The organism is Phreatobacter aquaticus, assembly GCF_005160265.1.
Lineage (GTDB): Bacteria > Pseudomonadota > Alphaproteobacteria > Rhizobiales > Phreatobacteraceae > Phreatobacter > Phreatobacter aquaticus.
This window is the reverse complement of sequence record NZ_CP039865.1, coordinates 4,338,627-4,363,011: the sequence shown is the minus strand read 5'-3', so window position 1 is coordinate 4,363,011 and position 24,385 is coordinate 4,338,627. Positions and strand designations below refer to the sequence as shown.

Genomic DNA, 24,385 nt, shown 5'->3' with positions numbered 1-24,385 from the left:
TCAGGCGCGCATGGCTACCGTCATGCCGGTCATGACCACCACCATGCCGATCAGTTCGGTGGTGGAGGGCCATTCGCCGATCAGCAGGGCGCTGGCCGCGGCGGTGATCGCCGGGACCAGCGGCATGAAGAGCGAGGCGCGCGCGGCCCCCAGCCTCTGATTGGCTGTGGTGTAGAGGAACACCGAAGCAACGCCGACCAGCAGGCCCTGGTAGACCGCCTGCAGGGCAATGGCGCCCACGCCAACCGTTGCCATCTTCAGCGGGACGGCGACAGCAAGAAGCGGCAGCACCGCCAGCGACAGGACCGACAGCGTGATGGTCAGGTCCAGTGCGTCGGCTTTCCAGCGTTTCGCCAGAATGCCGAAGATCGACCACATGGTGGCGGCCAGCACGAAGAGCAGGTCGCCACGCCAGGCTCCGTCGCTAACCCCTGTGAACAGGCCTTGTCCCGCCACGAGGCCGATGCCGGCGACGATCAGGACAAGACCGACGATGCGCGCCCGCGGGCTTGTCTCGCCATAGGCGCCATAGACGAGGAGAGCCGTCACCACCGGGATGAGACTTGAGGCGATCATCGTGTGGATCGCTGGCGCGTAAGTGGAGCCACCGACGAGCACGGTCGCGAAGGGCGCGCCGGCGAAGAGAGTGAGGATGAGCGATTTCCCCCAGCCGAGGCGTCCGACCGGAAAGGGCTTCAGCCGGGCGAGCCCGAAGGGCAGGAGACAGGCGGCCGCTGTGAGGAAGCGCAGGACGGTGATGTCGACGGGGCCGAGGCCGTCGGCCACCGATTGACGCGACACGACCGCCTGCACGCCCCAGATCAGCGCCGCGCCGGCGCCGCAGGCCAGGCCGATCAGCGTGTTGCGGGACGAAGTGGCAGTGGCTTGGGGGTCGGCCATCGAGACGGATCGCGTCGGCGCCTGGCGGCGCGGGCAGGTTCCTTGCCCCGTTGCGGCGGCAAGGGCAAGCGGCGCCTCGGCAGGGCAGAGGCGCGCCGTCCGTCGGGAAGCAGGTGCGGCCGCCGGAGCCCGGCGGCCGAGAGACCGTTCAGCTGGTCTGGATCTGCTGGATGGCCTGCGCCATCAGTTCGTCCATGGTGCGGCGGATCTGATGCTCGGACTGGCCGGCATTGCCGGCGTCGAGGTCGGCCTTCACCTTCCGGAACACGTCGTCGTCGCCGGCTTCCTCGAAGTCGGACATCACCACTTCCTTGGCATAGGCGTCGGCGTCTGCGCCGGTCTTGCCGAGCTTCTCGGCAACCCACAGGCCGAGCAGCTTGTTGCGGCGCGCGGTTGCCTTGAACCGCAGCTCCTCGTCGTGGGCAAATTTCTTCTCGAAGCCTTCCTCGCGCTTGTCGAAGGTGCTCATGGCGGTGTCGTCCCTTGTCTGACGTCGAAACAGTGCCGTGCGATACACGGGGGATTGATGGACGGGAAGGCCCCGGTCGGATTGCATATAGGCAGTGCCACCCCACTTTGGCGAGAGCATAGACGGTCGCAGGCCCAAACCGCAGGGGCCTGTTCGTTGTGCATTCGCGAACGATCGGATAGGAGAGAGGAGCGGGTTCAGGTGCCCGCGCGCGATTCCCTCATCCGTTTCGTGCCGAGCGCCCCCGCACGCCTCCGACCGGCAATCCGGAACCAGGTGAAGATGGACTTCCTCAAGCCACGGTATACCCCCATGAGCCGCCGCCGCCGCATCTACGAAGGCAAGGCCAAGGTCCTGTACGAGGGCCCGGAGCCGGGTACGCTGATTCAGCACTTCAAGGACGATGCGACCGCCTTCAATGCGAAGAAGCATGAGGTGATCGATGGCAAGGGCGTGCTCAACAACCGCATTTCCGAGTACATCTTCCTGAAGCTGAACGATATCGGCGTCCCCACCCACTTCATCCGCCGGCTGAACATGCGCGAGCAGCTCATCCGCGAGGTGGAGATCATTCCGCTCGAGGTGGTGGTGCGCAATGTGGCCGCCGGCGCCTTGTCGACGCGGCTTGGCATCGAGGAAGGCACGCAGCTGCCGCGCTCGATCATCGAGTTCTATTACAAGAACGAGGCGCTGAACGATCCGCTGGTGTCGGAAGAGCATATCACGGCCTTTGGCTGGGCGACGCCCCAGGAAATCGACGACATCATCGCGCTGGCGATCCGCGTCAACGACTTCCTGTCGGGCCTGTTCCTCGGCGCCGGCATCCGGCTGATCGACTTCAAGCTGGAATGCGGCCGCCTGTGGGAAAACGACATCATGCGGATCGTCGTCGCCGACGAGATCTCCCCTGATTCGTGCAGGCTGTGGGACATCAAGTCCAACGACAAGATGGATCGCGACCGGTTCCGCAAGGACATGGGCGGCCTGATCGAGGCCTATACCGAGGTTGCGCGCCGGCTCGGCGTGATGGGCGAGAACGAGCGGGCGACCGGCCCGGTGCTCGTCCAGTAAAGCCGGCCTTGCCCGTTCGGCACGAGCATCAGATATGCCAACGGGGGCCCATGGGTCCCCGTTTTCCTTGGGCGGCAGGCGGTTCAGGCGTATGAGCGAGGCGGTACCGGCGAGCGGATGGCGGACGGCACTTGGTCGCTGTGCCGTGGCGCTCGTGGCGCTGGTCCTGCTCGGCTCCTGCGCCTATGTGCCCGTTGCCGTCGAGGGCGTGCAAATCCGCGCGCCAGGGCCCGACCAGGGCGACAGCCCCTGGCTGTTCGTTCCGGTCGGCGCCTGGATCACCCGCGATGCAGTGACGCCGATAGCCGTCGGCATGTGCGAGGGCGCAGCCTGTCCGTCGAAGATCGCGGTTGCCGTGGTCGAGGTGCGTGGCGCCGAGGCCCGCGCGCTGTCGCGCACCCTCGCCAATCCCTCGATTCTTGTCCGGTCGATCGAGGCCGGCAATCGTCGCCGCCGCGCGCTTGTCGCAACATCCAACCGCGGTGTTCCGGCGGCGATCGCCGCACGGCGCATGCCGCTGCGCGTCACTGCGTCGAGCCGGGTGCTGCGGCACCGGCAGGCGTCCGGCTTCGTCCTGACGATCCGACGTGCCGAAGGGCAGGCGCGGGCAGCCCATGCGGCGGTTCTGGCGCGGACAGTGCGCGGCAAGCTGAAGATCGTCATGGTGATCGGCGAGCGACCGGCATCTGTCGAAATGGCGGCCAAGGCTGCGGCGGAAGCCAATCTCTAGACGCGGCGTCCGGCCTGACTGCCCAGCGCCTGGACAATATGGCCGGCGAGACGGGCCACCGCCGGCGCGGCCTTGCCCGGCGCCTCATAGAGCACGATTTCGGCATCGGGCAGAACCGGCAACCCATCGTCGGCAGCCCCCAGCACGACCAGATTGGCCGGTACCATTTCGCGCGGCATGACGGTGATGCCGAGGCCCGCGCGCACGGCCGCCTGAAGGCCGGCCATGCTCGGGCTTGCGAAGACAACCCGCCATGTCCGGCCTGCGGCCTCGAGGGCTGCGAGCGCGCGCCGCCGATAGATGTCGGGAGCCGGCGCCAGCACCAGCGGCAGGGCCTCGCCTGACGCGGGCAGTTCCAGCCGCTGATCGGCCACCCAGACTAGTTCCTCGCGCCAGACCCCGGTGCCTGCCAGTCCGTCTGTCCGCTGGGGCTCGCGCTTGAACAGGACGAGGTCGTAGAGCCCCTTGCCGAAGCCATCGAGCAGGTTGACCGTGAAGTCGCAATTCACCTCCAGCAGCACGCGGGGATGGCTGCGGGCGAAGCGGGCGAGGATGTCCGGCAGGTGCCAGGTGGCAAAATCCTCCGGCGTTCCCAGCCGCACGATGCCTTCCACCTCGGGCTCCATGATGCGGGACCGCGCCTCATCGCCAAGCCTGAGGATCTGGCGGGCATGGCCAAGCAGGACCTCGCCGTCGCGGGTGAGACCGATCTGGCTGCTGCGTCCCATGCCCTGGCGCGTGAACACCGGCCGTCCCAGCCCCTGCTCCAGCTTGCGGATCTGCAGGCTGATGGTCGATTGGGTCCGGCCGATACGCTCTGCCGCACGGGTGAAGCCGCCATTGTCGACGATGGCCACGAAGGAGCGCAGGAGGTCGAAGTCGAAGGGCGGAAGTGGAGATGGCACGGCGATGCTCTCCCAGGAAGACCAGCCATCATAGCATTGAGATAGTCAATTCAATAGATTGGTTTTGCGTAGTTTGTTCAATCGAAAGCAGGCGCTATTCCCGGGCCACCGCATCGGCTGGAGGCCCCATGGTTCATCTCGATCTGGTTCTCGCGAACCTCGTCTCGCCCATCACCCTCTGCTTTGTCCTGGGCGCTCTTGCCGCCGCCTTGCGCAGTGACCTGCGGATCCCCGATCCGGTGTTCCGGCTTCTGTCGATCTATCTGATGCTGGCCATCGGCCTGAAGGGAGGGGCGGACCTCGCCCGCACGCCCTTTGCGGATATGTGGCGCCCCGCACTGGCGGCGCTGGCGCTCGGTGGCCTCATCCCGCTCCTCTGCTACGTGGTCCTGCGCCGACTGGCCGGCTTCATGGTGGCCGATGCGGCGGCACTTGCCGCGCATTACGGTTCGGTCTCGGCGGTCACCTTCATCGCAGTCCTGGCCTATCTCGATGCGGCCGGGCTGACCTATGAGGGCTATGTCACGGCTCTGCTGGCGATCATGGAAGTGCCGGCCATCGTGGTCGCTCTCGCCTGTGCCAGGTTGGCCGGACAGTCGGGCCAGCCGCTCAGCCGGGTGATCCGCGAGACCGTCTCGGGCAAGAGCATCGTGCTGCTGGTCGGCGGCATGGCGATCGGCGCGATGGTCGGCACGTCCGGGCTGCAACCCGTGAAGCCGCTGTTCGTCGATCTGTTCCGCGGCCTGCTCTGCCTGTTCATGATCGAGCTCGGCATCCAGACGATGGAGCGTGTGACCGACCTCAGGCGCAGTGGCGCCGTGCTCGTCGTCTTCGCCTTGGTCGCGCCGGTGGTCAATGGATGCCTCGGATTGATCGCGGCCAGCCTTGCCGGCATGTCGGTCGGTGGCGCGATCGTGCTGGCAACGCTTGCTGCCAGCGCGTCCTATATCGTTGCGCCGGCGGCCGTCCGCATGGCGCTACCCGAGGCCAATCCGAGCCTCTATCTCACGGCATCGCTGGCGGTCACGTTCCCGTTCAACCTGATCGCCGGCATCCCACTCTATGGCGCGCTGGCGCGGGCGCTTTATGGCTGAGCGCTTGGGTTGGGCGGCATCGGACGGAAACGCTGCGGTCTTAGAGCTTCGGGTCATGCCAACTGGATCATCCGAGGCCGCCATGCGCCGAATCGCCCCGCCGAAATTCACCCTGCAGATCCTGGCCCTTCTCGTTGTCGCCTTCGCCAGCCTGCCGGCTCTGGCACAGGGCATCGCGGTGACGCCGGAGGGCTGGCAGCGCAATGTCGCCGAGACGGGTACGGTGTTCTATCGCTGCCAGGCGGCCACCTGCGCCACCAATTCCGTCGTCAGTTACCGCCAGCAGCGCGACGGGCCGATGATGTCGTTCGAGTCGTTCGAGCGCTCCAATGCCTTGACCAACCAGCGGATGGTGGAACAGAGCAATGGCAATCTGCGGGCCGTCGAAGTGGTCGAGATCGGCCAGCGGACGGTGCGCGACACCACGATCTTCACCACCGTGAAGCTGATCCGCCGCACCAATGGCAGCGAGCAATATTACATCGCGACGCTCTTCTCGGATGGTCGCCGCAGCTTCAGTGTCGTCAGTTCGGCTGATCGCGAGCGGGATGCGCGCGCCAATATGGACCAGTTCCTGCCGGTCGTGATGCTGGTGGCGCAGATGCCGTGAGCGGCAGCAGGCGGCCGGAGGTACAGCCGTTCCACATTTGCTGCCCCGGAGGAGGCTTTTGCACCCTTGTGCGCGTGCTTCGCATTGATTGCTGCGCCGCCACAGTCTAGACGGAGCGCATCCAGACCCTGCCGCCTCAGGAGCGCCGCCGATGAAAGCCCGCGTCACCGTCACGCTGAAGACCGGCGTTCTCGATCCCCAGGGCAAGGCCATCGAAGGCGCGCTGAAGAGCCTCGGCATCGACGGCGTGGCCAGCGTCCGCCAGGGCAAGGTGTTCGACCTCGAGCTCACCGGTTCCGACAAGGCGGCCGCTGAGGCTGCCATCAAGACCGCGTGCGAGAAGCTGCTCGCCAATACGGTGGTCGAGAACTATCGCATCGAGATCGCCTGACCGCTGCTTGAGAGGATGCCCGCCCCATGAAAGCCGCCGTCGTCGTCTTCCCCGGTTCCAATCGCGAGCGTGACATTGCCTATGCGCTGGAACTGACATCCGGCGTGAAGCCGGCCCTGGTCTGGCATGCCGATACGGCGCTGCCCGCCGGCACCGACCTCGTCGTCCTGCCGGGCGGCTTCTCCTATGGCGACTATCTGCGTTGTGGCGCGATCGCCGCCCGCGCCGCCATCATGGATGCGGTGCGCGCCCATGCGGCGAAGGGCGGCCTGGTGCTCGGCGTCTGCAACGGCTTCCAGATCCTGTGTGAGGCGGGCCTCCTGCCGGGCGTGCTGATGCGCAATTCCCAGCTCAAGTTCATCGCCCGCAACGTTCACCTCAAGGTCGAGCGGTCCGACACGCCCTATACGCGCCGCTACAATGCCGGCGCGGTGATCGAGGTGCCGGTGGCCCATGGCGAGGGCAATTATATCGCCGACGACGAGACGCTGAAGCGGATCGAGGGCGAAGGGCAGGTCGTGTTCCGCTATTGCGACGCATCGGGCGTGGTTGCGCCCAAGACCAATATCAACGGCGCGATGAACGCCATTGCCGGCATCGTCTCCGACAATCGCCGTGTGCTCGGCATGATGCCACACCCGGAAAACCACGTTGATCCGGCGATCGGTTCGACCGACGGACGGGCGCTGTTCGAGAGCCTGACCGACTCCCTGCAGACAGCCTGAGGATCCGTTGTCCATGACCTATAACCTGACGGCCCTCGTCACGATCGCCGCGCTGCTCGTCTATTTCGTCATGGGGTTGCAGGTGGGCGCCGCACGTGGGCGCTACGGCGTCAAGGCGCCGGCGGTCACCGGCAACGAGATGTTCGAGCGGCTCTACCGCGTCCAGATGAACACGCTGGAATGGCTGCCGCTGTTCCTCGCGCCCCTCTGGCTCTTCGCACTCTATGTCGGCGACCGCTATGCAGTGGCCCTCGGCCTCGTCTGGATCGTCGGCCGCGTCCTCTACATGCTGTCCTATGCCAAGGATCCGTCCAAGCGCGGAACCGGCTTCATGGTCCAGTTTGCCGCGGTTGCGGTGCTTACCGTCGGCAGCCTGATCGCCATCGTCCTGAAAATGATCTGAGGCGCGGTCTCGCGCCAATTGGGAATCCCGGAATGACCGCGAACGAGCCGAAGATCACCCCGGACCTGGTGGCGAGCCATGGGCTGAAGCCGGACGAGTATCAGCGCATCCTCGAGCTGATCGGCCGCGAGCCGACCTTCACCGAGCTCGGCATCTTCTCGGCCATGTGGAACGAGCATTGTTCGTACAAGTCGAGCCGCCTCCACCTGAAGGGCCTGCCGACCAAGGCGCCCTGGGTGATCCAGGGGCCGGGCGAGAATGCCGGCGTGATCGATATCGGCGACGGGCTTGCCGCGGTCTTCAAGATGGAGAGCCACAACCATCCCTCCTATATCGAGCCCTATCAGGGCGCGGGAACGGGTGTCGGCGGCATCCTCCGCGACGTCTTCACCATGGGGGCCAGGCCGATCGCGGCCTTGAACGCGCTCCGCTTCGGTGACCCCGAGCACCCCAAGACCCGCCATCTGGTGGCGGGCGTGGTGGCCGGCATCGGCGGCTATGGCAATTCCTTCGGCGTGCCTACCGTCGGCGGGCAGGTCGGCTTCCACACGCGCTATGACGGCAATTGCCTGGTCAATGCCATGGCGGTCGGTCTCGCACGCACAGACGGCATCTTCTACGCCAAGGCGACCGGCATCGGCATGCCGATCGTCTATCTCGGATCCAAGACCGGTCGTGATGGCATCCATGGCGCGACCATGGCGTCTGCCGAATTCGGCGAAGGTGCGGAGGAAAAGCGCCCGACCGTGCAGGTCGGCGATCCCTTTGCGGAAAAGCTGCTGCTGGAAGCCTGCCTCGAGATCATGGCCGGGGATTGCGTCAATGCGATCCAGGACATGGGGGCTGCCGGCCTGACCTGCTCGGCGGTCGAGATGGGCGCCAAGGGCGATCTCGGCATCGAGCTGCACCTGGAAAACGTGCCGTGCCGCGAGCCCGGCATGACCGCCTATGAGATGATGCTGTCGGAAAGCCAGGAGCGCATGCTCATGGTGCTGAAGCCCGAGAAGGAAGAGGAGGCCAAGGCCATCTTCCGCAAGTGGGGCCTCGATTTCGCTGTCATCGGCCACACCACCGACACGCTGCGCTTCGTGGTGAAGCTCAATGGCGAGGTGAAGGCTGACCTGCCGATCAAGGAGCTCGGCGATGAGGCGCCGCTCTACGATCGCCCGCATGTGCCGACGCCGAAGAAGCCGGTGATCGAGGCGGCCAGCGTGACGGCGCCCATGTCGACGTCGAAGGCTCTGATGAAGCTGATGGCGATGCCGGAGCTCTGCTCCAAGCGCTGGGTTTACGAGCAATATGACTCGATCATTCTCGGCAACACGGTCCAGCGCCCCGGCGGTGATGCCGCCGTCGTGCGCGTCGAGAACGGGCCGAAGGGCCTCGCCATGACCTCCGACGTGACGCCGCGTTATTGCGAGGCCGATCCGTTCGAGGGCGGTAAGCAGGCGGTGGCCGAGACCTACCGCAACCTGTCCGCGGTTGGCGCGACGCCGCTCGCCATCACCGACAATCTGAACTTCGGCAATCCCGAGAAGCCCGAGACCATGGGGCAGCTTGTCGGCTGCATCCGGGGTATTGGCGAGGCCTGCCTCGCCCTCGACTATCCCGTCGTGTCCGGCAATGTCTCTCTTTACAACGAGACCCATGGCCGGGCGATCCTGCCGACCCCGACCATTGGTGGCGTCGGCGTCATTGCCGATTTCACCAAGAGCGTCGGCATCGCGGCGAAGATCGCCGGCGATGTGGTCTTCGTGCTGGGCAAGACGGATGGTTGGCTCGGCCAGTCGGTCTATCTGCGCGATATCTGCGGCCGGGAGGAGGGCGCTCCGCCGCCAGTCGACCTGGCCCTCGAAAAGCGCCACGGCGAGTTTGTGCGCGGCCTGATCGGCGATGGTCTGCTCAACGCCTGCCACGACGTGTCCGACGGTGGCCTCGCCGTCTCGCTCGCCGAAATGGCGATCGCGGCCGGCCTCGGGATCACCGTCGATGCCGTTCCCAATGAGGTCCCGGCCCACGCGCTGTGGTTCGGCGAGGATCAGGCGCGCTATGTGCTGGTGGTGCCGCCGGCCCATGTCGAGGAGCTTGCCACCCGCGCGGCCGGCGCCGGCCTGTTCCTCGCCCGGATCGGCGAGACCGGCGGGAATGCGTTGACCCTGCCGGGCGACGAACCCATGATGATCAAGGACTTGAGCACGGCATTCGAGTCGTGGCTGCCGGCCTATATGGCGCGCGCGGCCTGACGACTTAGGAGACAGACAATGGCGATGGCGGCCGCCGAAATCGAGCGGATGATCAAGGAAGCGCTTCCGGACGCCCGCGTCGAGATCAAGGATCTCGCGGGCGACGGCGACCACTATGCGGCGACGGTTGTCTCCGAGGCTTTCCGCGGCAAGTCGCGTGTGCAACAACATCAGCTCGTCTATGCTGCCCTCAAGGGCAATATGGGCGGTGTGCTGCATGCCCTTGCGCTGACCACCAGCGCGCCTACCTGATCAGGAGGAGGCGGGCCTTGACCCCGCCCAAGCGAGAGACAGCTATGACCACTCCAGCCCATGCCAAGATCGACGCCGAAGTGAAGTCCGGCGATGTCGTGCTGTTCATGAAGGGAACGCCGCAGTTCCCGATGTGCGGCTTTTCCGGCCAGGTCGTCCAGATTCTCGACTATCTCGGCGTGCCGTTCAAAGGCGTGAACGTGCTCGACAACGACGAGATCCGCCAGGGCATCAAGGACTATTCCAACTGGCCGACCATTCCCCAGCTTTACGTCAAGGGCGAGTTCATCGGCGGCTGCGACATCACCCGCGAGATGTTCCAGTCCGGCGAACTCGTTGAGCTGATGAAGACCAACGGCGTGGCGGTGCGCGAAACCGCCAGCTGAATCGGCCGGCACCGATCCTGTGCTGACGTGACGGTCCGACGAACGGCCGTCACATTCGCCCGGATTTCGCCACACTCGGTTGCGAGAGAGGCGGCTTAGCGGGGTTCGCATGCAGCGGTTCCCCTGTCCGTGGTGGCACCCCGGGAATAGGCCCGTGGTGTTGCCGACAGGTCAGATTTGACCAAGCCCATGATCGCATGAGCGATCGCAAGCAAGGGATCCCGCCAGCCGCATGGCCGTGCACTTTCGACATACCCGGTCGCTTGCGACGACCGTCGGCCTGCTGCTTGCGACCGTTGGGCCGCTTGTGGCTCAGCAGCGTCCTGGATTTCAGGCGAGCGGTGGCGCCGCCAATGCGCCGCTCGATCTTCTGTCGCCCACCTTCATCGCTCCCGCGCCACGTCTGGCCGCACCTCAGCCCGCCGTCGGCGGGACAGTGCCTTCCGCAGCCGCGGCGATGCCGGTGCTTCACGCGCCGCTTCCGCTGCCGCGTCCGATCGATGCGCCCCGGCCCGTCATCACCCAGGCCTCCGCGCCACCTCCAGTTGCAGCCGGTGTCGTCGCCCCTCAGCCTGCGGGCATGGCACAGCCGGTGGTCGAGCCGCCTGCCGCCCCGGTCGAGACCAGCCGCGCCGATGATTATCCCGACGACGATCGCCGCGATCAGGTGATCATTCCCGGCGCCTATGTGCGGTCCAACCGCCAGAGCGGCGCCGAGGCGATTGCCGCGGCAACCTCCCAGCCGGCGCCGCAGCCGCCCGCCTTGCCCGAGCGCACCATCGCCTTTGCCGCGCCTGTGCCGCCGGCCCGCCCTGGCGAGCTTCGTGGATCCGTCGCGCCGTCGCCCGTGCCCGGCACAGGTCCGACGCTTGCCTCCGCCTCATCCACGCCGGTGGTGCTGTCGTCCGCCGGCACGGCGACCACGATGGTCATTCCCGCCGGCCCCGCTGGCGCGCCTGCCGGCATGGCGCCCCAGGTCGTGACCTCGCCGACGCGCGCGACCGGTCCCGTCCTCGCCTCGCTGCCGCCCCAGGGCGGCACGGCTGACTGGCCGCGCTACGTCCCGGGCGCCGCCGCCGTCGAACGCAATCTCGGCATTGCCGGCGAGCGCGTCATGCCCGATCCGGGCGTGCCGCTCGCCTGCCTGCCGGCGCCCGTACGGCGGGCACTGAACGATGTCGCGCTGCGGTTCGGCCCGATCCTCGTGCGCTCCACGCATCGCGGCAATGGAAGGTTCGTGCGGACCGACGAGTTCCGCGGCTCCTACCACAAGGATTGCCGCGCTGCCGATTTCCGCGTCTCCGGCGATGGCGCAGCCGTTCTCGCCTATCTGCGGCAGCGTCATGACCTCGGTGGCGTGAAGCGCTACCGCAACGGCCTCCTGCACATCGACGATGGCCCGCGCCGCTCCTGGTGAGCGCACCCATTCATCAATTCTCCTGAACGGCCCATCAGACACTTCCATTTGTCGAGCGGGCCCGTTTCGAGCACCCTCTGGCGAAACCCGCCTGGAGGCCCCCATGCTGCTCGTCGGAATGCTCGACAGTCCCTATGTCCGCCGCGCGGCAATCGCCGGCACGATCCTCGGTGTGCCGTTCGAGCACCAGTCGGTCTCGGTGTTCCGGCATATGGACCGGTTCCGGGCCATCAATCCGCTGATCAAGGCGCCGAGCCTGGTGGCCGACGACGGCACGGTGCTGATGGAATCGCAGCTGATCATCGAACATATCGAGGATGTCGCGGGCCGCAGCCTGAGGCCGAAGGACGCCAGGGCGCGGGTGACCGACCTTCGCGCAACGGCGCTCGCCATCGTCACCTGCGAAAAGGCGATCGCCATCGAGTACGAGCGCAAGCGGCCGGAGGCGATCCGCTATCAGCCCTGGCTCGAGCGGGTGGGAGAGCAATTGCACGAGGCACTGGCGGCGCTCGATGTCATGGCGGCTGACACGTTCGGCAAGGCACCGGAGCCGTGGACCCATGGCGCCATCGGTGCTGCGGTCGCCTGGGGCTTCATCCGCTTCACCATCCCCGACGTGGTGGCGCCGGATGCCTTCCCGGCGCTTGCCGCCCACAGCGCGCGCTGTGAGGCGACGGACGTGTTCAAGCACTGGCCGATCGATCGCGAGACGCCGTGAGGCGTCGGAGAGACGATCGGCAGAGCAAGCTTTAACCCACCGCACCAACAAAAAAGGCCGCCCGAGGGCGGCCTTGTCGTCTGTCCGGGCAGAAGCCCGAGAGATCAGCGCGAATAGAACTCGACGACCAGCGAGGGTTCCATCTGCACGGGGTAGGGGACTTCCGTCAGCGTCGGGATACGCGACATCTTGACGGTCATCTTGCCGTGGTCGACCTCGAGATAGTCCGGCGTGTCGCGCTCGCCCGACTGGGAGGCCTCGATCACGAGAGCCATCTGGCGCGAGGCCTCCTTGATCTCGATCACGTCGCCGATCTTGACCTTGTAGGAGGGGATGTTGACGCGGCGGCCATTGATCTTGATGTGGCCGTGGTTGACGAACTGGCGCGCGGCGAACACGGTCGGCACGAACTTGGCGCGGTAGACCACCGCGTCCAGGCGGCGCTCGAGCAGGCCGATCAGGTTCTCACCGGTATCGCCCTTGACGCGGACGGCCTCGGTATAGGTGGCGCGGAACTGCTTCTCGGAAATGTTGCCGTAATAGCCCTTGAGCTTCTGCTTGGCCTTCAGCTGGGTGCCGAAGTCCGAGACCTTGCTCTTGCGGCGCTGGCCGTGCTGGCCGGGGCCGTATTCGCGCTTGTTGACCGGGCTCTTCGGACGACCCCAGATATTCTGGCCCATCCGGCGGTCGATCTTGTATTTCGCAGCATGACGCTTCGACATCGCGTGTTCCCTTTGTTTTTGTCTTTCGACAGGAAACGCGCCCTCCTCTTCATCCCCGGATGGGGAGACGACAGACCGGACGCAAGATCCGATCGCGGGTGCGTAAAAACCCGGCCGGTCACTCGGGTGAGCGACCAACTGGGAAGCGGCGTCCTTACAGACCCGCCCTCACGATGTCAATGAAGCGGCAGCGGTTCGATCAGGGTTTCGCCGAAGCCGAAGCCGGAAAAGACCGGTGCCAGGGCGGAATGGGCCGCGCCGCCGGTCAGCAAGGCCACGCCCGGGGCTGGAATGTCAAACCCGCGGGCAGGTCCGAGGATCTGCGTCAGCCGGCGGGCAATGGCCGGAGCCGGATCGAGAAAGGTCACCGGCCAGGGCGCGAGACGCCGGTAGGCCTCGGTCAGCAACGGATAATGGGTGCAGGCCAGCACCACCGTATCGGTGCGGGCGCCGTCCTCCTCGACGAAGCAGGGGGCGATCTCGGCCGCGATCGCCTGATCGTCCGGGGCTTCGCCGCGCATCACCGCCTCGGCGAGGCCGGCGAGCCGGGTCGCGCCCACCAGCGTCACAGAGCAGCCGCGACCGAATTCCGCGATCAGCGCTTTCGTATAGTCGCGGGCAACTGTTCCAGGCGTTGCCAGCACGCTGACCATCCGGCTCGCGGATTGCTCGCAGGCCGGCTTGATCGCCGGCACGGTGCCGACGAAGGGCAGGGCGAAGCGGGCGCGCAGGTGCGGCAGGACCAGCGTGGACGCGGTGTTGCAGGCGATCACCACGCAATCAGGACGGTGGGCGGCGATCAGGCGCTCCATCACGGCGCCGACGCGGGCGACCAGATGCGCCTCCGAGAGCGCGCCATAGGGAAAGGCGGCATCATCGGCGCAATAGACGAAGCGGGCGTCGGGGCGGGCCCTGGCAAGCTCGCGCTGGACGGTCAGGCCGCCGAGGCCGGAATCGAACACAATTACGACGGGCGCGCGGCTCGGCAGGTCGGACGGGAGGGCAACAGGGTGGCTCATGCCCGCCAGGGGGTCGAAGGACTGCGAACCGAAGGTGATACGCATGGTGAACCTTGACGCAACTGAAGGCGGGATTTTGGCGGCAAAGCGTTAAGAGAGCGTTGGGAATTGCTGCGGCCGTGGCAAGCCATGCATTTCACAGCCCGGCCACGCGCGGACCGGAACGTTGACGGATCGCCCCGATCCCGGCCAGTTTGGAAAAAACCCCGGGAGGATACCGCATGCGCACGACACCGAAGCCCTATGAACTCGCCGCCCGTCTGCGCGCTGGCGAAAGCCTGTTCACGGCCTGGATGAGCATGCCCGAGCCGCTGCTCGCCGATCTGGTGGCGCGCGAGGGCTTCGATGCCGTCACCTTCGACATGCAGCACTCTTCCATCGACCTGTTGTCGGCCATGCGCGGCATCTCGGCGGTCAACCATGCCGGTAAGCCGGCCGGTGTGCGCATCGCGCTCGATGCTTTCGGCGATGGTGCCCGTCTGCTCGATGTCGGCGCCGAGATCATCATCGCACCGATGATCAATTCGGTCGCAGATGCCAGGAAGTTTGCCTCGGCCGTGAAATATCCTCCGCTCGGGGACCGCTCCTGGGGCGGCAACCGCTTCGTGCAGCTGACCGGCATGGATCAGCAGGAGTACCTGCAGAAGGCGAACACCATGACGGTGACGCTGGCCATGATCGAGACCACGGCGGCGCTGGCCGCGGTCGACGACATCCTGGCGGTTCCGGGCATTGACGGCGTGTTCGCCGGTCCCTCCGACCTGTCGATCACCCTGCTCAAGGGCGAGAAACTCGACCCGAACAACCAGGTGGTCAAGGAGGCCTTCGCCAAGATCAAGGCGGCGGCTGACAAGGCCGGCAAGCTCACCGGTTGCTATGCACCGAGCCCGGCCCGCGCGAAGGAACTCGCGGCGGAGGGCTGGGGCTTCATCACGCTGGTCAACGACACGCTGATGGTGCGCGGTGGCGCCCAGAACGCGCTGCAGGTCGCGCGCGGCTGATATCTGCCCGCATGCGGAGGCCGGTCATTGACCGGTCTCAATGCGCATCTGCGAAAATAAGATGATACGAATCCTACCCCCGCCCCTGGTGGATGGATTCCATGCTCAATCTCTTCATTCTGATGTTCATGCTCGCCGCGACGGTGCTTGCGGGTGCCCTCATGGTCGTCGTCATGGCGACGCCGTCGCTCTACGACCTTGGCATGACGACCATTCCCGCCGCCGCCGGTATCGGGGTGGCACTGGCAATCCCGGTCGCCTGGTTCGTCGCCCGCGCCATCCGCGCGCAGACGGTCGCGCGCTGACCTCAGCCGATCGTCCTGAGGAAGCCGGCGAACCGCATCAGTCCCTCCGGCCATGGCCCATGGCCGGAGTCGGAGTTCATGTGCCCCGCTTCGCCGGCATCCGACAGCGCCGAGCCCCAGGCATAGCTGAAATCCTCGGCGCGCTCGTAGGCGCTGTGCGGGTCGTTGCGGCTTGCCACCAGGACGGAGGGGAAGGGCAGCGGCGCGCGCGGGATCGGCAGGAAGGCCGGGTCGAGGTTCGGCACCGGCTCGCGCTGCTCGATGTCGGGCAGGCCGACCAGAAAGCCCCCGCGCACCACGCCCTTCGGAAAGAGCGGCGCCGCGTGAGCCACTGTCACCACCCCGAGCGAATGGGCGACGAGGATCACCGGGCGCGAGCAGGAGGCGACGGCGGTCGCGAGATTGTCGACCCAGCGGTCGCGCTCGGGCTTGTGAAAGTCGCCGAGCGCTACGCGGTGCGCGGTCGGCAGCTTGGCCTCCCAGCGGGACTGCCAATGGTCGTCGCCGGAATTGGTGTAGCCGGGAACGATGAGGATGTCGGCGTCGGCGGTGCGCATCGCAACACTTCTGGCTGGACCGCGACTGGCGGCAGGAACGGGCGTCGGCGGCGGGAGGATCAGTTCGCCCCGAACACCCGCCGGAAGATGGTGTCGACATGCTTCAGGTGGAAGCCGAGGTCGAACTTCTCTTCCAGCTCGGCCGGCGTCATGGCCTTGGAGACCTCGGGATCGGCCTTGAGCAAGGTCAGGAAGTCGCCCTGGCCGCGCCAGACCGGCATGGCATTGCGCTGGACGAGGCGATAGGCGTCCTCGCGGGAGACACCCTTCTGGGTCAGCGCCAGCAGGACGCGCTGCGAATGGACCAGGCCGCCGAGCCGGTCGAGATTCTTCTGCATGTTCTCAGGATAGACCAGAAGCTTGTCGATCACGCCGGTGAGGCGGGCGAGCGCGAAGTCGAGGGTCACGGTCGCATCCGGGCCGATCATGCGCTCGACAGAGGAATGCGAGATGTCGCGCTCGTGCCAGAGCGCCACGTTCTCCATGGCGGGCAGCGCCATGCCGCGCACGAGACGGGCAAGGCCGGTCAGGTTCTCGGTCAGGACGGGATTGCGCTTGTGCGGCATGGCCGAGGAGCCCTTCTGGCCCTCGGAGAAGAATTCTTCCGCTTCCAGCACTTCCGAGCGCTGGAGATGGCGGATCTCGGTCGCCAGACGCTCGATCGAGGAGGCGACGACGCCAAGGGTGGTGAAATACATGGCGTGACGGTCGCGCGGAATGACCTGGGTCGAGACTGGCTCGACCTTCAGGCCCATGGCTTTCGCGACATGTTCCTCAACCCGCGGGTCGATCTGCGCGAAGGTGCCGACGGCACCGGAAATCGCGCAGGTGCGCACCTCCTCGCGGGCTGCTTCCAGACGGGCGAGGCAGCGGTCGAATTCGGCATAGGCCTGGGCGAGCTTCAGACCGAAGGTCGTCGGCTCGGCATGGATGCCGTGCGAGCGGCCGATGGTCGGCGTCATCTTGTGTTCGAAGGCGCGGCGCTTCAGCGCCTTCAACAGCGCCTTCGTGTCCTCGATCAACAGGTCGGCAGCGCGCACCAGCTGCACGTTGAAACAGGTGTCGAGCACGTCCGACGAGGTCATGCCCTGGTGCACGAAGCGCGAGTCCGGGCCGATGAATTCGCCGAGATGGGTCAGGAAGGCGATGACGTCGTGCTTCACCTCGCGCTCGATGGCGTCGATGCGCTCCACGTCGAAGGTCACGTCCTTCGCCTTGGCCCAGATATTGGCCGCGGATTCCTTCGGGATCACGCCAAGCTCGGCCAGTGCGTCACAGGCATGGGCCTCGATCTCGAACCAGATCCGGAACTTGGTCTGCGGGTCCCAGATGGCGGTCATCTGGGAACGGGAATAGCGCGGGATCATCGCGGAAAGCCTCGGCCGAAGGGGTAAGGCTGCCGTCTAGCAGGGAAGGGACCGAAGAACAATCGGAGCTGATCTCACGACGCCGGCAGCGGCGCGGTCACCGCCATATAGCGGACATCGGTGCCCTCGAAGCCCTGGCGCATGACCATGACCATGATCACCAGGATATCGACGCCGGGACGGCCGGGGCCGCGCGCGGGGCGATAGCCTATCGCCTCGCCGAGCCGGTAGCCCAGCGCCGTGTTGCGGCGCTCGGGCAGGGTCCGGTCCTCGTGCAGGACCTCCGGCTCGCCCTTGCCTTGCAGCGTCAGCCGGAACCCCATGATCGGATAATAGGGCCCCTCGGCGATCTTGATCTCCTCCAGCGCCACTGTGACCGGTTCGCCGTTGTACGGCAGATAGGTCCCCAGCCTGAACCGCAGATGGTTCGGCTGCTCCGTCATTTCGGCAATGGGCTGGCTGGCGAAGGTTTCACCCGGCTCGGCGATGGGGGCGAGCATGGCTCGCGCTCGCGTCGCGGCCTGCCGCCGTGCCTGGCCGATCGTCGCCGCCTCGTTCTCGATCCGCACATGAACCGGCGGCGCCGCGAAGGCGTTCTTCTCGGTATCGATCAGGTAGATCGAGGCATAGGGATAGCCCGAGCCGTCCTGCCGACCATATTCCTCGAAGGCGAAGCGGCGGCCGTCGGCACTGAAACCGAGGATCGCTGTGCTGGCCGTATCAGCCGCCATGGCGGCCGGCGACAGGATGAGGGCGATCAGGACAAGGGCCAGGCGCATAGCGAGCTTCCCGTGAGAGAAGCCAGACTTACCCAAGGGAATGGCGGAAGCGTGGCGTCTCAGCGCCGGGAGGAGCGCCAGAAGAGGACGGTCATCAGGGCGGGCAAGGCCGCGCCCCAGGGCCACCAGAGACGGAAAGCTGTCGAGACATAGAGCGCCAGCGCATAGGCCGTGCCGTAGATGTGGTGGACGAGCTGCATCTCGCCGTCGAAATCCTCGGCATAGGCGGCCGAGCGGGCATGGATGGCGAAGACCAGGCCCGGGAAGGCCAGCATGACGGCGAACGAGCCGATGAAGGCGATGCCCAGCCAGAAGGTCAGCGGCAGCGTCGAAGAGTGGTGACGGCAGGCGTCCAAGGTCCGCCAGAACAGCGCGAAACCGGGCCAGAGCGGCACCGACTGGAGCAAGACGACGGCAAGGCTGCGCCAGGACGGGGCATGGCCGGCCATCAGTGTGGTTGTGCTGGCCGCGAGCGCACCGACGAGCGCGATCCAGAAGCTCATGGTGATGGCGGTCGTCCAGGGCTTCTGGTCTCGCGGCAGGTCCCTGTGGCCCGTGCGCTTCGGCTGTGCCCTGGCCGCCTGCGCCTTGGCGCCGGCCCCCTTGGGCGCACGCTTGCGTGGCGCGCGTCCGGCACCGCCGTTCGCCTCGCCGTCCCGACCGAGAATCGCTGCCCCTTGCGCCATGGCGCGATGATAGTGCGCCTTCGGTTGACGAGGACTGAATCGACGCGCCGGTCAGGCGATCGCCGCGACCGGGCTTTCGGCCGACAGGCTGAGGTGATCGGCCAGATGTTCGGCAATGAACCATTCGAGCATGTAGCCCGCCAGTTCGGTCTGCGGCATGGCGCGGCCGAACAGGAAACCCTGCAGCTGGTCGCAGTGGAGGTTGGCCAGGAAGCGCGCCTGCTCCTCGTTCTCCACGCCTTCGCCTGTCACGCGCATGCCCAGCGAGTGGCTCAAGGCCAGAATGGTCGCGATGATCTGGGCCGCGGACTGGCTCTGTTCATTCAGCGCGGCGACGAACGAGCGGTCGATCTTCACCCGCTCGAAGGGCAGTTTCCAGAGATAGCTGAGGCTGGAATAGCCGGTGCCGAAATCGTCCAGCACGAGCGTCACGCCGAGCGCCTTCAGGCCATGGAGCTGGCCGATGACGTCGTCGGTCTTCTCCATGAGGACCGTCTCGGTGATTTCGAGTGCCAGCCGATGGGGGCTGAGGCCGCTGGTGGCAAGCGCGCTGCGCACGATGTCGACGATCAAGCCGTCGCCGGCCGGGCTGGGCGCGAATTGCAGAGCCGACAGATTGACCGAGACGGACAGGTGATCCGGCCAGCGCGCGGCAGCCAAGCAGGCCTGGTTCAGGACCCAGGCACCGATGGCGCCAATCGTGCCGATTTCCTCGGCGATGCGGATGCATTCGCTGGGCGGGACGAAACCGCCGCCGGGCAGCGGCAGGCGGAGCAGCGCCTCGAAGCCGTGAAGGCGGCGGTCGGCGCCATCGTGGATCGGCTGGAAATAGAGGTCGAACCGGTTGTAGAGGCTGCTGTCGCGGATCGTTGTCTCAAGGTCGCGGCGGATCGCCAATTCGTCCTGCATGTCCTTGCTGAACAGCACGGCCTGATTGCGGCCCGAACTCTTGGCCCGGTAGAGTGCGATATCGGCCGCGCGCAGAAGATCCTCGATCGGGCCCGTGCCGACCCTGACACCGACGCTGGCAGATACGTTGACGGTGTGGTTCGCGAGCAGGAAGGGGCGTTCCAGTTCAGCGACGATCGCGCCGCCCAGTTGCAGGGCGCGGGGTTCATCAACCTCGCGGAGACGCGCGATGACAAATTCGTCGCCACCCACGCGCCCGATCAGGTCGTCATGGCGCAGCAAGGTGCGCAGGCGGGCGACGACGGCCTCGATCAGCATGTCGCCGGTCGCGTGGCCAAAGCGGTCATTGACCTCCTTGAACCGGTCAACGTCGACATAAAGCAGGGCGATGTCGGGCGTGCGGGGCGCCTTGGGCGACTGGACGGTGCGCTCCCGCAACAGGGAGACGAACCGACTCCGGTTGAGCGCCCCGGTCATCGCGTCGTGATGGGCCAGGAACAGGACGTGCTGGTCGACTTCCTGCTTGCCGCGCACCGAGCGCGCCACAACGGTGGCAATCGCCATCATCACGATGATGACCACCACGGCAATGCCGGCGATGGCGAACAGGATGGTCCGCGAGCGTCCTTCGGCGGCTGCAAGATAGGGCTCGATGACGCGGGTGACTTCCATCACCGCCCGCACGTCGCCGAGCTGCCATCCGACGCGGGGGGAGTGGAGATCGCTGTTGTGACAGGCGACGCAGGCCTCCGTCGTCATCCGGTCCGGCACAGCGACCCTCAGGACGCGGCGGCCGCCGCGGAGTTCGGTCCGGGAGATGACAGCCTGCGGGTCGGCCTGGAAGGCATCCCAGGCCTGCCGCTGGAACGGGTCCATCTCGCGGTCCGCGCGATGTGGCCACGGATAGGGGCTGACCAGCGAGAGCGTGGTGTCCTTGCGGGCAAGGAGCGCGGAAATGTCCTGAACAAAGGTTGCGGGCAGGGGGATCGCGCCGGGATCGCCGACATGGTGGGCGCTCGGGGTGAGGGCGCCGGATGCGGTCGCCTTCGCGACGACGTTCTGCGTGTAATAGCCGCGCGTGATCTTGATCTGTTCGGCAACTTCGATGTTGCTGCGAAAGGCGGCGTCCAGGGCTGCCGCCTGCATCGCATCCGGCAGGTACAGCCAGACGGCCGCGACGCCGCACACGATCACGCCGATCATCGGGCCGACGAGATGCCACACCGTCGAGGGCCGCCAGGAAAACCGGCCGCTCCTGGCACTGGGCCTCCGCGGGAGCGCGTCCGGCACGTCCATCGTCATCCTGCCGTGAGAGCCCTGCCGTTCAGCGAGCGGTCACGATAGCCGACTTATGTTAACACCGACTTGCCGTGTGAAAGGCGCCCGAATCCGGGCCTGCGGGGCCTTTCCGGGCGGTCAGACCATCAGGCCGCGCGTAGCCTCCGCCGCCTCACGGATCGCCGCGATCTGACGGGCATAATGGGCGGGTCCACCCTTGAACACGGCCGAGCCTGCCACCAGCACGTCGGCGCCGGCTGCGGCGACCTTCGGCGCGGTCTCGGGCGTCACACCGCCATCGATTTCGATCAGGATGTCGCGGCCCTGGATCATCTGCTTGATGCGCGCGACCTTCTCCACCTGCGAGGTGATGAAGGCCTGGCCGCCGAAGCCCGGGTTGACCGTCATGACCAGGATCAGGTCTGTGAGGTCGAGGACATATTCCAGCACCGATTCCGGTGTCGAGGGATTGAGCGAGACCCCGGCCTTCTTGCCAAGCGCCCGGATCGCCTGCAGCGAGCGATGCAGATGGGGGCCTGCCTCGGCATGGACGGTGATGATGTCGGAGCCGGCCTTGGCGAAGGCCTCCAGATAGGGGTCGGCCGGCTGGATCATCAGGTGGACGTCGAACACCTTGCTTGTGTGCGGGCGCAGCGCCTTCACCACGTCGGGCCCGAAGGTGATGTTGGGCACGAAATGACCATCCATCACGTCGAGGTGGATCCAGTCGGCGCCGGCCGCGTCGACCGCGCGCACTTCCTCGCCGAGCTTCGAGAAGTCGGAGGCCAGGATCGACGGGGCGATCAGAATGGGCTGCATGGATAGGGACTCCTGTTGGCTGGCCGGGTAGCACGGGGCGAGGTGCGCGGGCAATGAGGGGCAGCCAAACCCTTGCGGGTTCTGCTGCGTCGGGTCCAAAGTTGGCCTGTGGAATTGGCAATGGTCGGGGCGATGAGCAGCAATCAGGGTATGGTCTACGATGTGCTGGTGCTTGGGGCCGGCATGGTCGGATCTTCGGCGGCGCTGGAGGCGCGGCGGCGCGGCCTGCATGTGGTGCTGGTCGATCGCCGGGAGCCGGGCGAGGAGACGAGCTATGGCAATTCCGGCGTGGTCGATGGCGGCAACCTGTTCCCAGTTGCCATGCCGCGCGACATTCCCACCCTGTTCAAACATGCGCTGAATGGCGAGACCGCCTCGCACTATCACCCCTCCGCCTTGCCGAAGGTGGCGCGCTGGATGCTCGATTACTGGCGCTGGTCGGCGCCCGACAAGCTTGAGGATACGGCGCGCACCATGCGGCCGTTCTTCGCCCAGGCCGTCGCGGCGCATCGCGAATTTGCCGGTATTGCCGGGGCCGAGCGCTATTTTCGCCAGACCGGCTGGCTGGAAATCTACCGCAAGCCGGAGAGCCTGGCTGCGCAGAAGCGCCGTCTCGAACTGTCCGCCGAATATGGCATCGACAACCAACTGCTGACCCGGGAAGAGACGCTGGAACTCGAGCCGCACATGAAGCCCAATTTCGCCGGCTCCATCTGGTGCAAGCAGGCCGATACCGTGTCCAATCCGGGCGCCGTCACCAAGGCCTATGCGGCGGCCTTCGTCGCGGCCGGCGGCCGCTTCGCCAAGGGCGATGCCATGACACTTGCCCAGGTGCAGGGCGGTTACAGGGTCGAGACCGAGGAGGGTGCCGTCACTGCCCGCCAGGTTGTCATCGCGCTGGGGCCCTGGTCGGCCGATCTGGTCGCAAAGTTCGGCTACCGGTTCCCGCTTGGCGTGAAGCGCGGCTACCACCAGCATTTCAAGGCCAAGGGCAACGGCTTCCTCAACCGGCAGATCTGTGACGAGGATGTCGGTTACGTCCTCTGCCCGATGGAGCAGGGGATCCGGCTGACCACGGGCGTCGAGATCGCCGATCGCGATGCGCCGAAGACCCCGGTCCAACTGGAGCGCGCGCGCCGGGCGAGCTCGGACCTGTTCGATCTCGGCGATCCTGTCGAGCCGGAGCCGTGGATGGGCCGCCGGCCGGCCACGCCGGATTCGCGTCCGATCCTGGGGGCCGCCCGCCGCCACGAGGGCATGTGGTTCGCCTTCGGCCACGGCCATTGGGGCTTCACGCTTGGCCCCGCCACCGCCAAGGCGCTGCTCTCGGCAATGGCCGGCGAACCGCCCTTCATCGATCTCGCGCCCTATTCGGCGGAACGCTGGACTTAAGCGCTCAGGCGTCGAAATCGACCAGAATGCCGGTACCCGGAGCGCGGGAGCGCTGCTGTGTGCTCGCCTCGGCGCCGTTCACCCGGTCCTTGTCTGCATCGGACGTCGAAGGAAACCCCTTGCGCAGGGCGAGTTCCTCTGTCTTCACCGGATCGTTGGTCGGGTTTTCCGGGTTCAGGCCGCGCTTGGCGAGGCTGATGTCGGTGCAGTTCTGGCACGGGTAGCCATTGATCATCTGGACCATGCGAGGCGCTCCATGGGCGTTCAGGCTGGTTTCGAGTGATGGCGAGCGGATGTTACGGGGCCTGCCCGGTGAGCCCGCGCGTATGGTTAACCATCTCTTTCGGATCGTCCCGGGGCCAGATCTATTTCGACGCATTTCCGGAAATCGTTTATAATGTCCGTTGAATTTTTGGAGAAATCGCCATGACGATCGAAGCCTGGCTTGCTTTCACCGCTGCCTCCATCGTGCTCTGCGTCATTCCCGGGCCCACCATCCTGTTGGTCGTGTCCTATGCGCTGGGTCGCGGCTGGCGCGTCGCCTTGCCCATGGCGACCGGCGTGGCGCTCGGCGACTTCACCGCCATGACGCTCTCCATGCTGGGGGTCGGCGCGCTGCTCGCCGCATCGGCCACCGTCTTCACCGTGCTGAAGTGGATCGGTGCGGCCTATCTCATCTATCTCGGCATCAAGCTCTGGCGCGCCGGCGGTGCCCTTGATGCGGAGCCCCGGCGCGACAGCGCCTCTCAGGCGAGAATGCTCGCCCACGCCTGGCTGGTGACGGCGCTCAACCCGAAGAGCATCACCTTCTTCGTAGCCTTCCTGCCGCAATTCCTCGATCCCGCCGGCGATTTCTGGGTCCAGATGGCGATCTTCGAGACCACATTCCTCGCCGTCGCCTTCACCAATGCCTTTGGCTATGCGCTGATCGCCTCGCGCGCCCGCACGATGGTGGGAAACCCAATGACCATTACGATCTTCAACCGGGTCGGTGGCTCCCTGCTGATCGGCGCGGGTGTTGCCACCGTCTCGCTGCAGGCCGCGCGCAACTGAAGCCGGTCGTTCACGGGCACGGCATTCAGGGCGAGCTGATTCTCACGCGGGATCACGGCTGTGCGAGTATTTGATTTGACCGCTTCCGGTCCGCGCATTGGCGCGATAGACGGAAGGGAAGGGACCCTTGTGCCGCCTGGTCTTGGCGTCACAGGTGGTCCGGCGGGTTCCCAGGCGGAATTGG

The 24,385-nt window shown here is 66.3% G+C and carries 28 protein-coding genes; 16 read left to right on the top strand and 12 right to left on the bottom strand.

Translation table 11 applies throughout. The features are described 5' to 3' along the window. Positions 1 to 900: a DMT family transporter gene (locus tag E8L99_RS20790; protein ID WP_137101344.1), complete on the bottom strand. Its 900-nt coding sequence runs from the start codon at positions 898 to 900 to the stop codon at positions 1 to 3. A gap of 148 nt (positions 901 to 1,048) precedes the next feature. After that, on the bottom strand, positions 1,049 to 1,369 hold the full coding sequence (locus E8L99_RS20785; protein ID WP_137101343.1) for a DUF1476 domain-containing protein: 321 nt from the start codon (positions 1,367 to 1,369) through the stop codon (positions 1,049 to 1,051). Between the two features lie 282 nt (positions 1,370 to 1,651). Here E8L99_RS20785 and purC point away from each other — a divergent pair, with 282 nt between their 5' ends. Both purC and E8L99_RS20775 read left to right on the top strand, forming a co-directional pair. Further along, positions 1,652 to 2,440 (top strand): phosphoribosylaminoimidazolesuccinocarboxamide synthase, encoded by a 789-nt coding sequence (gene purC / locus E8L99_RS20780; protein WP_137101342.1) that lies wholly within the window; start codon positions 1,652 to 1,654, stop codon positions 2,438 to 2,440. Between the two features lie 91 nt (positions 2,441 to 2,531). After that, positions 2,532 to 3,170 (top strand): hypothetical protein, encoded by a 639-nt coding sequence (locus tag E8L99_RS20775; RefSeq protein ID WP_137101341.1) that lies wholly within the window; start codon positions 2,532 to 2,534, stop codon positions 3,168 to 3,170. Here the strand turns inward: E8L99_RS20775 and E8L99_RS20770 are convergent. Next, positions 3,167 to 4,075 carry a LysR substrate-binding domain-containing protein gene (locus tag E8L99_RS20770; RefSeq protein WP_137101340.1) on the bottom strand — a complete coding sequence of 303 codons (909 nt, stop codon included), beginning with the start codon at positions 4,073 to 4,075 and terminating at the stop codon, positions 3,167 to 3,169. The genes E8L99_RS20775 and E8L99_RS20770 overlap by 4 nt on opposite strands. 128 nt (positions 4,076 to 4,203) lie before the next feature. On the opposite strand from E8L99_RS20770, the gene E8L99_RS20765 reads away from it, so the two are divergent. The 10 genes from E8L99_RS20765 to E8L99_RS20720 all read left to right on the top strand — a co-directional run bounded on the left by E8L99_RS20765 (position 4,204) and on the right by E8L99_RS20720 (position 12,314). After that, on the top strand, positions 4,204 to 5,169 hold the full coding sequence (locus E8L99_RS20765) for a sodium-dependent bicarbonate transport family permease (RefSeq protein WP_137101339.1): 966 nt from the start codon (positions 4,204 to 4,206) through the stop codon (positions 5,167 to 5,169). Between the two features lie 82 nt (positions 5,170 to 5,251). Further along, a complete protein-coding gene (locus E8L99_RS20760) occupies positions 5,252 to 5,779 on the top strand; it encodes a hypothetical protein (protein WP_137101338.1) in 528 nt (175 codons plus the stop codon). A gap of 151 nt (positions 5,780 to 5,930) precedes the next feature. After that, on the top strand, positions 5,931 to 6,170 hold the full coding sequence (gene purS, locus E8L99_RS20755; RefSeq protein WP_137101337.1) for a phosphoribosylformylglycinamidine synthase subunit PurS: 240 nt from the start codon (positions 5,931 to 5,933) through the stop codon (positions 6,168 to 6,170). Positions 6,171 to 6,196: 26 nt separating this feature from the next. After that, the gene (purQ, locus tag E8L99_RS20750; RefSeq protein WP_137101336.1) at positions 6,197 to 6,895 is read left to right on the top strand and encodes a phosphoribosylformylglycinamidine synthase subunit PurQ; all 699 of its coding nucleotides are present in this window, start codon (positions 6,197 to 6,199) and stop codon (positions 6,893 to 6,895) included. Positions 6,896 to 6,908: 13 nt separating this feature from the next. Next, positions 6,909 to 7,298, top strand: a complete 390-nt coding sequence (locus tag E8L99_RS20745; protein WP_137101335.1) for an MAPEG family protein — start codon at positions 6,909 to 6,911, stop codon at positions 7,296 to 7,298. Between the two features lie 32 nt (positions 7,299 to 7,330). After that, complete coding sequence (gene purL / locus E8L99_RS20740) at positions 7,331 to 9,541, top strand: phosphoribosylformylglycinamidine synthase subunit PurL (protein ID WP_137101334.1); 2,211 nt, start codon at positions 7,331 to 7,333, stop codon at positions 9,539 to 9,541. Positions 9,542 to 9,559: 18 nt separating this feature from the next. Then, entirely contained in the window at positions 9,560 to 9,793 is a 234-nt protein-coding gene (locus tag E8L99_RS20735) for a BolA family protein (protein ID WP_137101333.1), read from the top strand. A 44-nt stretch (positions 9,794 to 9,837) separates the two neighbouring features. Beyond that, positions 9,838 to 10,179, top strand: a complete 342-nt coding sequence (gene grxD, locus E8L99_RS20730; RefSeq protein ID WP_137101332.1) for a Grx4 family monothiol glutaredoxin — start codon at positions 9,838 to 9,840, stop codon at positions 10,177 to 10,179. A gap of 232 nt (positions 10,180 to 10,411) precedes the next feature. Continuing rightward, positions 10,412 to 11,596 carry a hypothetical protein gene (locus E8L99_RS20725; protein WP_137101331.1) on the top strand — a complete coding sequence of 395 codons (1,185 nt, stop codon included), beginning with the start codon at positions 10,412 to 10,414 and terminating at the stop codon, positions 11,594 to 11,596. A 103-nt stretch (positions 11,597 to 11,699) separates the two neighbouring features. After that, entirely contained in the window at positions 11,700 to 12,314 is a 615-nt protein-coding gene (locus E8L99_RS20720; protein ID WP_137101330.1) for a glutathione S-transferase family protein, read from the top strand. A 104-nt stretch (positions 12,315 to 12,418) separates the two neighbouring features. Here E8L99_RS20720 and rpsD read toward each other — a convergent pair whose 3' ends face one another. Beyond that, positions 12,419 to 13,036: a 30S ribosomal protein S4 gene (rpsD, locus tag E8L99_RS20715; RefSeq protein ID WP_137101329.1), complete on the bottom strand. Its 618-nt coding sequence runs from the start codon at positions 13,034 to 13,036 to the stop codon at positions 12,419 to 12,421. 176 nt (positions 13,037 to 13,212) lie between these two features. Continuing rightward, positions 13,213 to 14,100, bottom strand: a complete 888-nt coding sequence (gene murI / locus E8L99_RS20710) for a glutamate racemase (protein WP_210421783.1) — start codon at positions 14,098 to 14,100, stop codon at positions 13,213 to 13,215. A gap of 176 nt (positions 14,101 to 14,276) precedes the next feature. Between murI and E8L99_RS20705 the strand changes: the two genes are divergently transcribed. Together E8L99_RS20705 and E8L99_RS20700 are read left to right on the top strand one after the other, a co-directional pair. Then, a complete protein-coding gene (locus tag E8L99_RS20705; RefSeq protein ID WP_137101328.1) occupies positions 14,277 to 15,056 on the top strand; it encodes an HpcH/HpaI aldolase family protein in 780 nt (259 codons plus the stop codon). A gap of 101 nt (positions 15,057 to 15,157) precedes the next feature. Continuing rightward, entirely contained in the window at positions 15,158 to 15,361 is a 204-nt protein-coding gene (locus E8L99_RS20700; RefSeq protein WP_137101327.1) for a hypothetical protein, read from the top strand. Between the two features lie 2 nt (positions 15,362 to 15,363). On the opposite strand, the gene E8L99_RS20695 is transcribed toward E8L99_RS20700, so the two are convergent. The 6 genes from E8L99_RS20695 to rpe form a co-directional block, all read right to left on the bottom strand. After that, the gene (locus tag E8L99_RS20695; protein WP_137101326.1) at positions 15,364 to 15,918 is read right to left on the bottom strand and encodes an RBBP9/YdeN family alpha/beta hydrolase; all 555 of its coding nucleotides are present in this window, start codon (positions 15,916 to 15,918) and stop codon (positions 15,364 to 15,366) included. A gap of 59 nt (positions 15,919 to 15,977) precedes the next feature. Then, on the bottom strand, positions 15,978 to 17,285 hold the full coding sequence (gene purB, locus E8L99_RS20690) for an adenylosuccinate lyase (protein WP_137101325.1): 1,308 nt from the start codon (positions 17,283 to 17,285) through the stop codon (positions 15,978 to 15,980). Between the two features lie 74 nt (positions 17,286 to 17,359). Further along, positions 17,360 to 18,064, bottom strand: a complete 705-nt coding sequence (locus E8L99_RS23870) for a DUF2259 domain-containing protein (RefSeq protein WP_168201766.1) — start codon at positions 18,062 to 18,064, stop codon at positions 17,360 to 17,362. A 59-nt stretch (positions 18,065 to 18,123) separates the two neighbouring features. Then, complete coding sequence (locus tag E8L99_RS23865) at positions 18,124 to 18,750, bottom strand: hypothetical protein (protein ID WP_168201765.1); 627 nt, start codon at positions 18,748 to 18,750, stop codon at positions 18,124 to 18,126. A gap of 51 nt (positions 18,751 to 18,801) precedes the next feature. Next, the gene (locus tag E8L99_RS20680; RefSeq protein ID WP_168201764.1) at positions 18,802 to 20,883 is read right to left on the bottom strand and encodes a putative bifunctional diguanylate cyclase/phosphodiesterase; all 2,082 of its coding nucleotides are present in this window, start codon (positions 20,881 to 20,883) and stop codon (positions 18,802 to 18,804) included. A gap of 192 nt (positions 20,884 to 21,075) precedes the next feature. Beyond that, a complete protein-coding gene (gene rpe, locus E8L99_RS20675; protein ID WP_137101322.1) occupies positions 21,076 to 21,756 on the bottom strand; it encodes a ribulose-phosphate 3-epimerase in 681 nt (226 codons plus the stop codon). 132 nt (positions 21,757 to 21,888) lie between these two features. Between rpe and E8L99_RS20670 the strand changes: the two genes are divergently transcribed. Beyond that, positions 21,889 to 23,148 carry an NAD(P)/FAD-dependent oxidoreductase gene (locus E8L99_RS20670; RefSeq protein WP_168201763.1) on the top strand — a complete coding sequence of 420 codons (1,260 nt, stop codon included), beginning with the start codon at positions 21,889 to 21,891 and terminating at the stop codon, positions 23,146 to 23,148. A gap of 4 nt (positions 23,149 to 23,152) precedes the next feature. Here the strand turns inward: E8L99_RS20670 and E8L99_RS20665 are convergent, their stop codons facing one another. Continuing rightward, a complete protein-coding gene (locus E8L99_RS20665) occupies positions 23,153 to 23,392 on the bottom strand; it encodes a hypothetical protein (protein ID WP_137101320.1) in 240 nt (79 codons plus the stop codon). Positions 23,393 to 23,574: 182 nt separating this feature from the next. Between E8L99_RS20665 and E8L99_RS20660 the strand changes: the two genes are divergently transcribed. After that, positions 23,575 to 24,201 carry a LysE family translocator gene (locus E8L99_RS20660; RefSeq protein ID WP_137101319.1) on the top strand — a complete coding sequence of 209 codons (627 nt, stop codon included), beginning with the start codon at positions 23,575 to 23,577 and terminating at the stop codon, positions 24,199 to 24,201. Positions 24,202 to 24,385: the final 184 nt, after the last annotated feature.